Raw genomic sequence first — 14743 nt, forward strand, 5'->3', positions numbered from 1 at the left:
TATTTTATAGGTTTATGGTTATTTCATTGGTTCCTGTTTGCGGCGCTCCTGCTTTTACACTCAGTTTTCCTCTGCCTTTAATTAACCAGCTGAGATGGATACTACTATCTTCATTAATTTTTGAAATCACTTGGCGTTTTTTACCAGATATAATTTCTTGACCCTTGGCTAATTCTAAAGAGACATTTATTTTACGCACCCATCTAGATTTAGCTCCCATTTCTGTATGTGAAGGTAGCATCCCATGGTTATGTAAGTCTACTGAAATACGGGTAAGTCCAGATCCTAACTGTTCTTCCTTTAGGTTAGTAAATAATAAACTGGGCTGCATTTTAACCACCTCTAAAATAAACGCAGTGTGCTTCGTGGCAATGCTGTCTACCATAGCGTAAGGTGGGTTTTTTTGAATAAATGGTGAAATACCACCAACTTCAACCTTCTTATTTGGGAAATCAGGATGAGAAATCGATTTCCAAGCAACAAAGGCATTGGAAATATTTTCTTGTTCTGCCCATTTTAAAAAGTTTGCATCCTTATTTTTTGGGGCTTTATTAATAGAGTCTCCTTCAAATTTAGGAGCCCACCAGCCAGGGGTTCCCATTGCTAATCTTCCAAAATGGAAGTAAGACCATTCAAAAAATCCACCTCCTTGTGTGCCTGAAGCTGGTGCATTTTTAGCTTTTATGATTTTGGTATATTTCTCTGAAAGCTGTTTGTTTAGTTTGGCATCATTTTCCAAAATACTAGAAACCACTCTTTTTTTGGCGCTAGCAGCGTTGTATTTTAAGGGTTCTGATAAGTTATTGGTAGGGCCAAAAGTAAAAATACTGTACAAATTCCACCGTTCATACAAAAAGTCTAAGAGGGCTCTATTTTCCAATTCGGAAACAGGGTGTTCTCCAGCACCGCTCTTAAAATACGGAGGATCATAGGTAAAGTTTTTGTTGAAATAAACGCCCCCTACACCATCTTCGTTAAATGCACCGTCCTTGTCATTATCTATCCCTTCTGAAAATACTTTATAACTTCCTTTTTCTCCTTTATTAGCATCTGCTTTTACCATAATTCGAGGATCTTCTTCCAAGGGTATATATGCTCCAGTGGGGTCTTCAATTCGGATCATTGTAATTAACCCATCCTTGTTTAGATCTTCAAATCCATCTTCATTTATAGCACCATCTCTATCATCATCCGTTTTTTTTGCATTGGCTTGTCGCTCATACTTTAGAGCGCTAAAATATTGTTCAGAGGCGTCTGGACTCATGTTTGGAAAAATGTAAAATGTAGTTGTTTCAAGGACCTCTTTATGGTGAAGAAGTACGTTTTCAGCAAATTTAGCAGCTAACTCAACGCCTAAAAGATGGGAGCCATCTACACCTCCAACAACCGCCATTGCCGGGTTACTATCTGGTTTTCCATTAGATAATGTAAGTAACCAAATATCTTTGCCTCCAATGGTTTTTGTTAAAGACACCATAGTTGCATTCGCTGCATTTTGGGCCACTAACGTTTTTAAATTGGCAGTAACTGTTTGGTGGGTTCGATAGTTGTCTTGAGAAAATAGGGTTATGGAACTTGCCATAGATAAATACCCGAATACGAGGCATAATAACTTATATTTCATGGGTTCAATTATTGGTTTTATGCAATGAAAATACTACTTCTTATAGGAATTTTTACTTTTTTTTATGAAGAATATAATGTCTACCATTGATTTATAAGCAATTGGGGGATAAAAAAATATCACAACTTAAATCATAAATGATAATCAGCGCTATTTCATCTCATAATTGTCTAGATTTACTTACCATACTTTAATGCAATAAAAATTGATTAATACAATAAGTACATATAATAAAATTACTTCACAGATTGATGTTAAAATAGAAGTCTTCGATATTAGAAAGCGGTATACTAAACCGCATAGACACAATAAATATTTAGAAATAGTTTATTTTGTACAAGGAACCGGTTTTCATCATATAGACTTTAAAAGTTTTGAAATAAAACCCCCTGTCGTATTTTTAATTAAAAAAGATGAAGTACATAACTGGGAAATAGATATAGTGCCCAAAGGTTTTGTTATTATAATAAAGGAATCCTTTCTTGAAAAAACATTAGATAAGTTTATAAATTCCCAATTGATGAAATTGCAAAATGTACAAAAGATTAATATTGCACCAAAGGATAAGTCCTTAGGTAATTTATTTAAAGCATTGTGTTGGGAAATAAAGCAGGAATCTATTAATAAAGAAGTTGTAGAAGGTGGTATAAAAGCTATTTTAGCGAAACTTGTTAACTATGCTTCAGTTTCTTCAATTGAAACTACGGATAATGCAACCCTATTTCTAGAATTGTTATCAAAAAAGTTAAAAAATAATGTAGCTTTTTATGCTAATGAGTTACATACAACATCACAAAATTTAAATGCTTTATGTAATCGTGTTTTTAATAAAACGGCATCCGATGTTATTGCCGAGCATATTATTAAAGAAGTAAAAAGGCAACTATTGTACACTAGTAGACCTATTAGTGACATTGCTTACGACCTAGATTTTAAAGATACTTCTCATTTTTCTAAATATTTCAAACGTTTTGTAAAACAAACACCCTTGCAGTATAAAAAATCTCAAGGTTAGGGATTAAACCAATTTATTTTCAAATAAACCATTTCATTATATATAGGCGTATTATATTAGCCAAAAATTATAAATATACTTTTTGATGCAATTAAAAAATTTTCTATTCTTTATCGTATTCTGTTTTATCGTACAACTAACTTCAGCCCAGATTAGTGGGAAAATTACAGACGCCAATAACGGTGAACCGCTAGAATATGCAACTGCTGCCTTGTATAAAACACAGGACGGAACATTGGTAACAGGTGTTATAACAGAATTAGATGGAACATTTTCTATTCCTAATATAAAAGCTGGAACCTATTTTTTGGAAGCTTCATTTATGGGGTATGATACCAAAAAAATAGAAGCAATTCGTATTGCTAATAAAGGAGCGGCTAAAGATTTAGGAACTATACAATTAAACTTAGGGAATCAGTTAGATGAAGTGGTAGTACAAGGAGATCGTTTAACTGTGGTGCATAAAATTGACAGGCAAGTTTTTGATACCAAAAAATATCAAAATAGTGAAGGTGGTACTGCCGTAGATGTGATTAAAAATTTACCATCTGTTACCGTAGACGGCCAAGGGGAAATAAGTGTTCGAGGCAGTCAAGGTTTTGCGGTTTTAGTCAACGGAAAACCTACCCAAGGAGATGCTACAGCAATTTTAGCGCAATTACCGGCAAATGCATTAGAATCAGTAGAGTTAATTACCGCACCATCTGCAAAATACGATCCTGAAGGTAAAGGGGGAATCTTAAATATTATCACAAAAAAAGGAGCAACCAATGGTGTATTTACACAAATAAATGTTCGGGGAGGTTTACCCTCCATTGAACCGTATGATACTAAGGTTGCTGCCCAAAGATACGGAATAGATGCTACCTTAAATAAGCGAACCGATATCTGGAATATATCATTAGGTGCTAGTTATCAACGGAATGATAAAACCGGTAGAAGGGAAGGAGATATGTTCATAATCAATGAAGCCGAAAACAAAACAACTTTTTTACCGTCAGATGGGGAGCGTAGTTTTGATGAAATAAGTTATAATGGAAGGTTTAATGTTGATTATACTCCTAATAAGGCCGACACCTATTCCATAGGCTTTTTTGCAGGCAAACACACTAAGGATAGACTTGCCGATATTGTGTATTATGACAATCACGCTGTTTCTCCTATAAATAGTGATACTAGGTTATATACCTTTGATTACTACAATCACAATTTGAGAATTAGAAAGGGTGATTTTGCCTTGGGTAGTTTTGATTACGCTCATCAATTTTCTAATGCGTCTAAATTATCGACCTCCTTTTTATACGAATATACATTTTTAGGCGGACCAACGGTAAATGATAATTTAGGCCATCCAGACCATAGTATCGTATACCAACAAGAGTACAATACCAACGATAATCCACTATATGGTACCCGTATTAACTTGGACTACCAATGGAAACCATTTTCAATTGGTTTACTAGAAACAGGGTATCAATACCGTGATTTAGACCATACTGGGGAGTTTGTATACGAGCGTGATGCTGTTTTGGTTCCTGAGTTTTCAAGTGATGTATCTTTAAAAAGAATTTTACATTCTGGATATGCACAATTAACGGGTGCAAAAAATAAGTGGAATTATGCTGCTGGTGCACGATTGGAAGCTATGGATCGTGAATATACAGAGTCCTTACGAAGTGAATCAACACCCAATGTTTATAACTACGATTTTGTGAAATTGTTTCCTTCTGCATCTGTACAGTATTCGGTTAGTGAAAAAACCAATTGGAAGGCTGCGTATAGTAAAAGGGTAGAGCGAACCACAACATTTAAAATGAATAGTTTTGCAGAACGGGAACATTCTGAAGTTTTTGAGCAGGGTGATAATACTTTAGAACCAGAATTTATAGATTTAGTTGAAGTAGGAGTAACCAAGAAGCTAGAAAAAGGAAATTCTATTTTTGCAACTGCGTATTACCGACATGTAGAAAATGTAATTAATCGTGTAAATACCTTGGCCTATGAATCAGACGGAGCAGTTCTAGATAGTATTATTAATAGAGTATACTCAAACGTAGGTAAGAGTAATTCTCTTGGCTTAGAGATCGGTGCAACCTTAAAACCAACAGAAAACTGGACCAATTTTATTGGGGCTAATATATACACTTATGATATTTCGGGTTCCTTAGATTTTAGACACAGAGATGGAGTAGAAAGATCGTATGCAATTGACACTAAGGCAACTATTTATTCTATAAACTTAAATTCTACCTATTCGTTTTGGCAAAATGCCGCTGTACAATTTTCTTTTAATTATTTATCTGATAGAAATACAGCAATGGGCGAAGACTCTAGGTTTTATTCGCCAAACCTAACATTTAGAAAATCGTTTTTAAATGATAAATTGTCAGCTACTTTGCAGTGGCAGAATATAGATATGGGGCTTTTAAATACCAATGAACAACGTATTACTACATCGAGACCCGGACAATTTTACACCACTACCAATTATCGATATGAGGTAGATATGGTTTCTTTAAACCTCTCCTACACCTTTAACGCAGCTAAGAACAAATCGAAGTTTATTGATAGTGAATTTGGTAAGCGAGAGTTTTAATACCTCATTGAGGGTTTAATTGGCCGAGGCTTGCCTCGGAAATATAAAATGTTTTTTTAGAATCATACATCATTCCCTTGCGTAGTGGTTGTTGATTACGCTTAACAATCCCACCAGACTACAAACATTTTTTTGGAACTACCGTTAGGGAATTTTATCCAACAGAGTGGAGACCTTTGATGAAGCACACTATCCTCCATTTTAATGTAAAATTCAGGATAGTGCATCCAATTTACTTGGGTTTGTACGTCTAACAGCCAATTTATTTTTTCCGGAATGTAAAATTTACAGCTATTCAATTGAAAAAGCTCGGAAAAGTGAATATAAAAACCGGTTAAACAGTCTTTGTTAACTAAACTAAATTCAATGTCTTCTTTTGTTTTATAGGGAATAAATAATTGCGCTTTAAAAATAACACTTTGTTGTATTTCGGAAGCAGCAATTCCTATGCCTTTTAAAACGGAAGCTGTATGGGTATTATACAATAAAGGCAATTGCTTTTCTTTTAATTTATTTAATTTTTTAAGCAGCGTATCATTTCTATTTGGTCCAATCCAATGTCCAATTTCGGTAGTTCCCACATTTTTATCATACAAGTAAAATTTGAATATAACTTCAATATGAAAAACAATAGGACCCTTTTTTAAAAGGCAGTCAATTTCTCCAATAGTAAGCTTATTGTCCTGTATTTGTACATTCTCTGCGAGGATTGTAATTTCTTTATCATTCGTTAATTCTGCACTTACAAAGCGTTCTACGCGTTTTCCAAGACGTAAACTATCAGCTAAGGCCTCATTAAAAAGCATCGTTTTTTTACGATTCCATTCAAACTGTGAGAGCCCACAAACAACATCCTCCACCCATAGCGCGGGTGTATTTGTATACCCTTGAAATTGTAGTTGTATATATTTTGAGACGAGATCCATAAACCTCTAAAGTACATTAATTCTAAATCACAATTGCTGGTAAAAAACAAAAAATAAAGTACTTTTTAACTAATTCATTAGCATAGAAACAAAAAGTGGTTTGCCATTATTTTATGAAAATTAAAAAAAGGAAGAGAATACTGCCGTTTTTTTCCTGCAAATCGAGAAAGAAATTAGTAATTCTGGCAAACGATTAAATAATTAGGAATAAGGCTTATAGGGAAGCGGAAGCCCTATTTTCAAGTATTTATTTTCCTTTATTTCGCTACCTTTGCAATCTATTTTTCATTTAAAAAATATTTGTATGAGAAGAGAATTTATTATTTATTCGACTGTAATAATTTTGGTGATATTTGGCATTACCATCTTTTGGCCCCCTATTTTATGGAGTTTCTTGCTAATAGGCCCTTTACTTATTATAGGGATAAAAGATCTTTATCAAAAAAAACATACAATCCGTAGAAACTTCCCACTAATTGGAAATTTTAGATACATCTTGGAGAGCATTAGACCTGAGATTAGCCAATATTTTATTGAAACAAATTTCAGTGGGGTACCCTTTACAAGACAATCGCGCTCCATAGTATATCAACGGGCAAAGAAAGAGCTTTCTACCTTGCCTTTTGGAACTCAGTTAAACGTTTATGAGGTTGGATATGAATGGGTCAACCATTCCCTGAGTTCTGTTAGCGTAGCCCCTAAAAGTTTGCGTGTAACCATAGGAGGTCCAGACTGTAAGCAACCTTATGATTCTAGTATTTTAAATATTGCAGCCATGAGTTATGGATCTTTGAGTAAAAATGCAGTAATGGCCTTAAACAAAGGCGCAAAAATGGGAGGCTTTGCTCATAATACAGGGGAAGGCGGATTAACAAAATACCATTTGGAATACGAAGGAGACATTATTTGGCAGATAGGTACAGGATATTTTGGTGCCCGTACCCTTGAAGGTAATTTTGACGAGGTTTTGTTTTCGCAAAAGGCGAAGCATACGAATGTAAAAATGATTGAAATTAAACTTTCTCAAGGAGCCAAACCTGGTCATGGAGGAATATTACCAGGACAGAAAGTAACGGCAGAAATTGCTGAAATTAGGAACGTTCCAATAGGTAAGACAGTAGCTTCCCCTCCTGGACACTCTGCTTTTCAAACTCCCTTGGAAATGATGCATTACATAAAAAAATTGCGCGATTTATCAGGAGGTAAACCCATTGGAATAAAGTTGTGTATAGGAAAACGTAGAGAATTTATTTCAATTTGTAAGGCAATGGTTGAAACCAATATTATGCCAGATTATATCGCTATTGATGGTACAGAAGGTGGTACTGGTGCGGCTCCTATAGAGTATTCAGACAGTGTTGGTACTCCCTTGGTAGAAGCTCTTATTTTTGCTCATAATGCTTTGGTTGGATACGATTTACGCGATAAGATAAAAATAATTTGTAGCGGTAAAATTATTACAGCTTTTGATGTTATTAAGAATATATCTATAGGTGCAGACCTGTGTTATTCTGCAAGAGGAATGATGTTGGCCATTGGGTGTATACAAGCCCTACGTTGTAATTCAAACGACTGTCCAACAGGTGTTGCTACTCAAGATCCTAAATTAGTAAAAGGCCTAGATGTTGATCATAAGGCAAAAAGAACAGCCTCTTACCATGAGGAAACGATGTATAGTGTAGCGGAAATGATTGGGTCTATGGGCTTACATTCTACACGACAATTAAGACCTTGGCATAGAATGCGTAGAACAGATTTTACTGTCATAAAGCATTACGGAGAAATTTATCCAGCACTTAAACCAGGGGACCTTCTTAGAGAAAAATTACCAAAGAACTGGGAACGAGCTGTAGTTGCCGCTTCTTCCAAAACATTTGAGCATGTATTAACCAAATAGTTGAGTCCTTAAACAAGGGAATTTTTTTAAGATAGTTTTAGCTTTCAAACAATTCTCGTTTAACCAAATCATAATAACTATCGCTTACAGGTATGGTAATAGTTGTAAGTATCAAGTCTCTTCCTTTTAGACCAGTGACTTTAGCCTTATTTACAATAAAAGACCTATGAACACGCATAAATTGTGAAGAATCTAAAGATTTTTCGAGAGACTTTAATGTTTGATGACTCATTATTTTTTTATCGGTAGTATGGAATAGTACATATTCACTATCACTTTCAATATGTGTAATATCTTCCAAGAGTAATTTGTGTAAATCATAACCCGATTTAACCGTTATAGTCCCTTCCTTGGAAGGGGAAACTACCGTACCGCTATGTGCCTTTACTTTAGCTACTGCTTGCAAAAAACGTTCAAAAGTTATTGGTTTTACCAAATAATCTAATGCGTTAAGCTCGTAGCCTTGCAAGGCATATTCAGAATAAGCTGTTGTAAATATTATTTTAGTTGCAGCTGGAATTATTTTTGCAAATTCAGTACCCTTTAAATCGGGCATTTGAATGTCTAAAAAAACCACGTCAATAGGCTCAGATTCCAGTGTAGAAATAGCATCCAACGGATTGTCAAATGACGCGACCAATTCTAAATAATCTAATTTATCCACATAGGTTTTAAGCAATACCCTTGCCAACTCTTCGTCGTCTATAATAATACATTTAGCCATTTATATTCAGTTTTAAATCGATTTTAAAAACAGTAGCTTCCGCTTCAACTGCCAATGAATGCGAATGAGGATAAATAATCTGCAATCTCTTTTTTACGTTTTCTAAACCAATACCGCCAACGCTATCTTTTGACACTGCAGTTGCTGCAATACTGTTTGTTAGACTAAAGGTAATTAAACCTTCAGTTTCTGTCAATTCCAAGTTGATAAAAGTATCCTTTATTCGTTCAATATTGCTATGTTTCAAGGCATTTTCTACAAATGGGATAAGGATCATGGGAGCTATTTTAGCTTGTGGATTTGTAACCTTATATATGGTATTTATGGGATATGCAGTACTGCTTTTTAATGAAAATAATTTGATGTAGTTCTCAATATAATCTATTTCTTTTTGTAATGGGACAAAAGGCAATTCGCACTCATACAAGACATAGCGTAACATGTTAGATAAATTACTAATACTTTCCTGTGTCTTGTTAGAATCTATCACAGATAAGGCATAAATATTATTTAAAGAGTTAAAAAGGAAATGTGGATTAATCTGTGATTTTAGGAGCTTAAGTTCTGTTTGTAAATTTTCATTTTTACTAAGGATAACCTCTTCTTCTTTTTTTCGGGCAAACAATAATATTTCAATTACAATGGCCAAGCTATAGGAAGTAACCAATAATAAAACCATTGTGAATTCATGAGAAGGTGGCTTTCTGGTTTGTTTTTGTTCAAGGCTATTACGATTAGCATCCATTCTTGGGGGTGTCATAGAAGAGGGAGGCATCCTGTTCTGTGGGAAATCATTTAATGGAATTGGATGCTGGGGTGACTTAATCGCTAAAAAAGAAAATGCTATTACTATAAGTATGGAAAAGGATACAAAGATTGTGTACTTCTTTGAAAACAAAAATTTAGGAACAGCATAAAAAATTAAGGAGCCTACCAGTAGAATTTGCGCAATAAATACAAATACATTGTTGCTTATAAAATTACTATCCCATTGCTGTTGAGACCAAAGAATTAACCATATAACCAGCCAAAATAGAATCTGTAAAATAAAACGTTTTGTTGCTTTCATACTACAAATAAAGCGAAATAAAAATCAATTAAATTGTAAAACCAATGGTATTTAATTAGGCTAAAGAACTGTCCAACCGCTTACAAACTGCATTCACTGAAAAGTTGCTGGCACTCACAGAAAACGCAATTACTGTATTCATCTAAACTGCATCTTTGACCTGTATAATCTTTAAAAAATATAAAAATGAAAAATGCAATAGTTAGAAAAGGAGTATTGGTAGCCGTTATGGTAACATTTGAAGTTATGGGAGTTAATGCCCAAGAAAAACCTAAGCAACGACCTACAATTGATGAATTATTTAAACAGATGGATACCAATGAAGATGGAAAGCTCTCCAAAAAAGAAATTAAAGGTCCAATAAAAGATGATTTTTCCAAAATAGACACGGATAAAGACGGGTTTATTACAAAAAAAGAAATGGAAAAAGCACCCAAGCCCGATGGAAAAAGACCTCCAAAAAAATAATGAATAACATACAATTACTGAATTCACAACATGATGAAAACAAATAAATATAGAATAGGAATAGTGAGCACGATAGTTTTTAGCATCGTTGCTTTTGCTGCCTGTAGTAGTGATGCCAATGATGATGTAGACGAATTGACAACCGGAGAACTGCATGCAGCATTTGCAGCATTTGATACCGATGAAACTTCAATTTACCTAAGTGGCAGTAATGTTGTCATTGAAGCTACTGGTAATCCAAACCATACCTCTGTATATTGGGGTGAAGGGCATAGTTTGTATATAGAAGAACCCGAAGTGGCCTTAACACCGAGTATTATTCCTAATTATCAGGGAATAGCGACTTTAACAGTTTCTCAAAATCCTCAATTGGCAAGTTCCTCAACAGCAACGCAATTGGGAGCTATTGGAATTGCAGTAAGTGGAGCGGCAATTTTTAACGATCAAGAAGGTAATGGGGCATTAGATCAGGCAGCGGCTAGTTTAGATTATACTGGGGGGCACATTGGTCCACATGAATACCACTACCATTTGGAGCCAAAGGCTTGGACAAATGATGATGAAAAGCTGGTTGGAATTTTAGCCGATGGATTTTTCATTTATGGCAGAAAATGCAATGCAACAGCAACGTATCCAACAGATTTGGATGCCTCTGGAGGTCATACAAGTACAACACAACATACAACGGAAGCAGAATATCATTACCATATAGAAAATGAATTATATCTCAATCAATACTATATTATTTTTCCAGGGAATTACCAGGGTACGCCAAGTTCTATTAACTAAATTTATTTTAGGTGTTGGCGTAATGGTATTAACTGGCTGTACTACTAAAGTTGCTAATTCTAAAGAGATTAGCAACTTAAAAGTAGCAGCTACGGAATTACGCTTACAACCTCTTGAAGGGAAGTGGTACTATAAGCAAACTCCATTTAATGGATATGCAGTCAGTTATCATCCAAATGGAACCCTAGCAAAACAAATTGGGTATTACAACGGAAAAAAGCAAGGCACTACCAAATATTGGTATGAAGATGGTACGCTTTTAAGGACTTCTAAATATGTAGAAAATCAGTTAGACGGCACCCTTACGAGCTGGTGGCCCAACGGCACTAAAAGTGAAACATCGTTCTATAAAAAAGGTGTGCGTCAAGGGGAGCAACAAAAATGGTATGCCAGTGGACAACTTGCTCGTAAAACACAATTTGCGAATGGGAAAGAAAATGGGCTACAACAAGCATGGTTAGAAAACGGAAGCTTGTATGTGAATTACGAAGCTAAAAATGGTCGTTTTTTTGGATTGAAAAGATCAAATTTATGTTATAAATTAAAAGATGAAAAAGTACAGTACAATTAAAATAGTAGCAATTTTTTTTCTAGTTATCCTCGCAATGGGATGCAAAAAAAATGCAGAAAAAACAAGTAGAGTAGACGCCCTTCCGTATTATAAGGACGCCAGTTTTACTCCAGAATGGTTCACAGCTGATGATCAAGCATTAGCTAATTTTCATAAAATACCTGGTTTTAAACTTTTGAGTCAGAATGGCGCAATCATATCAGATAAAACTTTTGAAGATAAAATTTATGTGACCGATTTCTTCTTTACAACCTGTCCAGGAATCTGTCCTAAAATGACCTCAAATATGGCTGTGTTACAAGAAGCCTTTAAAGCAGATGATACCGTGCTACTATTGTCGCATTCCGTAACACCTGAAATAGATTCAGTAGCTGTATTAAAAAAGTATGCTGAAGAAAAAGGGGTTGATGCCAGCAAATGGTATTTAGCGACCGGAGATAGAAGTGAAATTTACAGTTTAGGTCGCGAATCTTATTTTGTGGAAGAGGATTTAGGGGAAATAAAAACAGAAGATGATTTTCTCCATACCGAAAATTTTGTGCTCATCGATAAAAACAAACATATCCGAGGTATTTACAACGGGCTAAATAAAGCGGCTATACAACAACTTATAACGGATATTAAAACTTTACAAAAAGAAGGATAATTTTTTAGCATTGGGATTAAACTATTTTAAACTTTTGAAGTCTTATAAATGTAGAATATTTTAACAGGATCTTTAAGTTATTCTCAAACGGTAATTATTAAACAAATAAAATAAAATTATGAAAGCACAAAAAATTAAAGGATTAGCATTGGCTGTAGTTTGTTTGTTAGCAGTAGGAAGCGTTACTGCGCAAGAGGAACAAAAAAAAGAACGTCCAACCTTAGAAGAAATGGTTGCAAAGCTTGATAAAAATGAAGATAAAAAATTAAGCAAAGAAGAACTAAAAGGATCTCGAATGGAAAAAAGATTCACAGAAAATTGGGCTGCAATAGATACGGATAAAGATGCAAATTTAAGTCTTGAAGAAATTAAGGCCTACCAAAAGAAAAATAGAGGCAAAGGTAAAGGCGGTAAGAAAGAAAAGAAATAAGGCAACTTATTTTAGGAATACAAAAGAGGCTAGCAATAGCCTCTTTTTTTGTTTTAGAAATTAGCCCTTATTTTTTAGTTTAAGAGGGTAAAACTACTTTTATTACTATACAAAATAGTAAACCATAGGCTTAAATTTATGTTATTCCTCCATTTTTAAGCATTGTTACATCTTGGCCAAAGTCTTTAGGTTAAAAATATATTAATAGCTCCTTTTTTTATGTTGAATAGATCTATGACTTCGCTGAAAGCAGCACCCAATTCACTGATTTTTTAAATTTGGCAATGTTCTTATGTGCATCTTTGGATTATAATTTTAACCCTAAATAATAGATTAAAAATGAAAAATATCAGAATACTAGTTGCACTTGCAATACCCGTATTATTTTTATTTTCTTGTTCAAAAGATGAAGCGAATGCAACCGATGAAATCGTAGCAACAGAAGAGCAAGAGGTGTATGAAGAAACTTATGCCGATGCAGATTTTGAGGCAACAGATTGGACGGTATCTAGCCATAGCAAAGATGGAGATCCCAATTTTGATGAAGTATTTGAAGATGCTGCCGTAAAGCGTTTAGATATTGTAATTACAGCCGCACGTTGGCAAAGTATGCTAGACGATATGACCGAAACATATGGTCAATTTGGTGGAAATACTGGAGGAAATGCTGGTGGAGGCCCACCTCCTGGAGGTAATGGTGGTGGAGCCGGTTTAATTGAGTTCGAGGAAAACCCAATATTTGTTCCTGCACAAGTCTTTTATGAAGGAAATGAATGGTATAAGGTAGGTGTGCGCTTTAAAGGAAACTCAAGCTTGCAATCTAGTTGGTCTGGTGGTATTTTAAAACTCTCAATGAAACTGGATTTTGATGAATTTGAAGACTATTATCCTCAAATAAAAAACCAACGTTTTTACGGCTTTAAAAAGTTGAGTCTTAAAAATAACTATTTAGACAAGTCTATGTTGCGAGAGAAAGTAGCAGCGGATGTTTTTAGAAATGCCGGTTTAGCAAGTTCACATACTGCTTTTTATACCGTATACGTAGATCATGGAGAAGGTCCTATATATTTTGGTGTATATACTTTGGTAGAAGAAGTTGATGATACGGTTATAGATACGCAATTCTCTAGTGACAATGGTAATTTATATAAACCAGATGGTACTGGTGCTAGTTTTGCAGTAGGCACATTTTCTGAGGATGTTTTTGTAAAGAAAACAAATGAAGATGAAGCCGATTTTACAGATATTCAAAGCTTGTTTGAGGTATTACATGCAGAAAATAGAACTTCAGACCCTGAAGCTTGGAGATCTAATCTAGAAGCAATTTTTGATACGGATACCTTTTTAAATTATTTGGCTGTAAACACAGTCATACAGAATTGGGATACCTATGGCAGAATGACCCATAATTATTTCTTGTATAACAGCCCTGATACGGAACAACTGACTTGGATTCCATGGGACAATAATGAAGCTTTGCAAGATGGTAATATGGAGGGTTCCCTTGCTTTAGATTTCACTGATTTAAACACAACAGAATGGCCATTAATTGGATATTTATATCAGGACGCGACATATAAGGCGACCTATGATGCCTATGTGCAAAATACCATTGAAACTTCTTTTGAATCGAATAGCACACAAACTACCTATGCAACATACGCTAGCTTGTTAGAGCCTTATGCTACCACTGAAGTTTCTGGCTATACATTCTTGAATTCTAGTTCAGATTTTCAAGCAGCAGTAAGCGAATTAAACAATCACGCAACGGCACGAGCTGCGGCAGCAACAAATTATTTGCAAGATTAAATGAATGGGATTTAGGTCCACTTTATAAAGCGAACTACGGTAGTTTTACACACAAGTACCCGGTTATTTTATCAAATAGCCGGGTTTTTTGTTCTCCATTTTTAAAAATAGGGTAGGAATATTTCTTACATAAAATGGTCTGTGCTGCAATGGAGTAAATTAAAATTTGAAGCTTTAGC

General features: G+C 34.7%; 13 protein-coding genes. 9 read left to right on the forward strand and 4 right to left on the reverse strand.

What is annotated here, in order from left to right:
• Positions 1-4: 4 nt before the first annotated feature.
• Positions 5-1624 (reverse strand): M14 family metallopeptidase, encoded by a 1620-nt coding sequence (locus MWU65_RS06245; RefSeq protein WP_247076325.1) that lies wholly within the window; start codon positions 1622-1624, stop codon positions 5-7.
• Positions 1625-1829: 205 nt separating this feature from the next.
• On the opposite strand from MWU65_RS06245, the gene MWU65_RS06250 reads away from it, so the two are divergent.
• Positions 1830-2639, forward strand: coding sequence for a helix-turn-helix transcriptional regulator (locus tag MWU65_RS06250; RefSeq protein ID WP_247076326.1), 810 nt, complete (start codon positions 1830-1832; stop codon positions 2637-2639).
• Between the two features lie 85 nt (positions 2640-2724).
• A complete protein-coding gene (locus tag MWU65_RS06255; protein WP_247076327.1) occupies positions 2725-5235 on the forward strand; it encodes an outer membrane beta-barrel protein in 2511 nt (836 codons plus the stop codon).
• A gap of 101 nt (positions 5236-5336) precedes the next feature.
• Here the strand turns inward: MWU65_RS06255 and MWU65_RS06260 are convergent, their stop codons facing one another.
• Positions 5337-6161, reverse strand: coding sequence for a DUF1853 family protein (locus tag MWU65_RS06260; RefSeq protein ID WP_247076328.1), 825 nt, complete (start codon positions 6159-6161; stop codon positions 5337-5339).
• 304 nt (positions 6162-6465) lie between these two features.
• Here MWU65_RS06260 and MWU65_RS06265 point away from each other — a divergent pair, with 304 nt between their 5' ends.
• Entirely contained in the window at positions 6466-8058 is a 1593-nt protein-coding gene (locus MWU65_RS06265; protein ID WP_247076329.1) for an FMN-binding glutamate synthase family protein, read from the forward strand.
• Between the two features lie 37 nt (positions 8059-8095).
• Here the strand turns inward: MWU65_RS06265 and MWU65_RS06270 are convergent, their stop codons facing one another.
• A complete protein-coding gene (locus MWU65_RS06270; RefSeq protein ID WP_247076330.1) occupies positions 8096-8782 on the reverse strand; it encodes a LytTR family DNA-binding domain-containing protein in 687 nt (228 codons plus the stop codon).
• The gene (locus tag MWU65_RS06275; protein WP_247076331.1) at positions 8775-9851 is read right to left on the reverse strand and encodes a sensor histidine kinase; all 1077 of its coding nucleotides are present in this window, start codon (positions 9849-9851) and stop codon (positions 8775-8777) included. The genes MWU65_RS06270 and MWU65_RS06275 overlap by 8 nt, the downstream gene beginning before the upstream one ends.
• A gap of 186 nt (positions 9852-10037) precedes the next feature.
• On the opposite strand from MWU65_RS06275, the gene MWU65_RS06280 reads away from it, so the two are divergent.
• From MWU65_RS06280 to MWU65_RS06305, 6 genes are all read left to right on the forward strand, one after another.
• Entirely contained in the window at positions 10038-10319 is a 282-nt protein-coding gene (locus MWU65_RS06280; RefSeq protein ID WP_247076332.1) for an EF-hand domain-containing protein, read from the forward strand.
• A gap of 63 nt (positions 10320-10382) precedes the next feature.
• Complete coding sequence (locus MWU65_RS06285; RefSeq protein ID WP_348646026.1) at positions 10383-11108, forward strand: YHYH protein; 726 nt, start codon at positions 10383-10385, stop codon at positions 11106-11108.
• A gap of 22 nt (positions 11109-11130) precedes the next feature.
• A complete protein-coding gene (locus tag MWU65_RS06290) occupies positions 11131-11679 on the forward strand; it encodes a toxin-antitoxin system YwqK family antitoxin (protein WP_247076333.1) in 549 nt (182 codons plus the stop codon).
• A complete protein-coding gene (locus tag MWU65_RS06295) occupies positions 11657-12325 on the forward strand; it encodes an SCO family protein (RefSeq protein WP_247076334.1) in 669 nt (222 codons plus the stop codon). Before MWU65_RS06290 ends, MWU65_RS06295 begins: the two co-directional genes overlap by 23 nt.
• Positions 12326-12443: 118 nt before the next feature.
• Positions 12444-12755 (forward strand): EF-hand domain-containing protein, encoded by a 312-nt coding sequence (locus tag MWU65_RS06300; protein WP_247076335.1) that lies wholly within the window; start codon positions 12444-12446, stop codon positions 12753-12755.
• Positions 12756-13094: 339 nt separating this feature from the next.
• On the forward strand, positions 13095-14564 hold the full coding sequence (locus MWU65_RS06305) for a CotH kinase family protein (RefSeq protein ID WP_247076336.1): 1470 nt from the start codon (positions 13095-13097) through the stop codon (positions 14562-14564).
• Positions 14565-14743 lie beyond the last annotated feature (179 nt).

The organism is Cellulophaga sp. F20128, assembly GCF_023015805.1.
Classification (GTDB): domain Bacteria; phylum Bacteroidota; class Bacteroidia; order Flavobacteriales; family Flavobacteriaceae; genus Cellulophaga.

Excerpts from the sequence above, each read along its gene's own strand:
- MWU65_RS06305 (WP_247076336.1), top strand. The coding sequence starts at position 13,095 with ATGAAAAATATCAGAATACTAGTTGCACTTGCAATACCCGTATTATTT.
- MWU65_RS06280 (WP_247076332.1), top strand. The coding sequence starts at position 10,038 with ATGAAAAATGCAATAGTTAGAAAAGGAGTATTGGTAGCCGTTATGGTA.
- MWU65_RS06295 (WP_247076334.1), top strand. The coding sequence starts at position 11,657 with ATGAAAAAGTACAGTACAATTAAAATAGTAGCAATTTTTTTTCTAGTT.
- MWU65_RS06270 (WP_247076330.1), bottom strand. The coding sequence starts at position 8,782 with ATGGCTAAATGTATTATTATAGACGACGAAGAGTTGGCAAGGGTATTG.
- MWU65_RS06245 (WP_247076325.1), bottom strand. The coding sequence starts at position 1,624 with ATGAAATATAAGTTATTATGCCTCGTATTCGGGTATTTATCTATGGCA.
- MWU65_RS06265 (WP_247076329.1), top strand. The coding sequence starts at position 6,466 with ATGAGAAGAGAATTTATTATTTATTCGACTGTAATAATTTTGGTGATA.
- MWU65_RS06260 (WP_247076328.1), bottom strand. The coding sequence starts at position 6,161 with ATGGATCTCGTCTCAAAATATATACAACTACAATTTCAAGGGTATACA.
- MWU65_RS06255 (WP_247076327.1), top strand. The coding sequence starts at position 2,725 with ATGCAATTAAAAAATTTTCTATTCTTTATCGTATTCTGTTTTATCGTA.
- MWU65_RS06290 (WP_247076333.1), top strand. The coding sequence starts at position 11,131 with ATGGTATTAACTGGCTGTACTACTAAAGTTGCTAATTCTAAAGAGATT.
- MWU65_RS06275 (WP_247076331.1), bottom strand. The coding sequence starts at position 9,851 with ATGAAAGCAACAAAACGTTTTATTTTACAGATTCTATTTTGGCTGGTT.
- MWU65_RS06300 (WP_247076335.1), top strand. The coding sequence starts at position 12,444 with ATGAAAGCACAAAAAATTAAAGGATTAGCATTGGCTGTAGTTTGTTTG.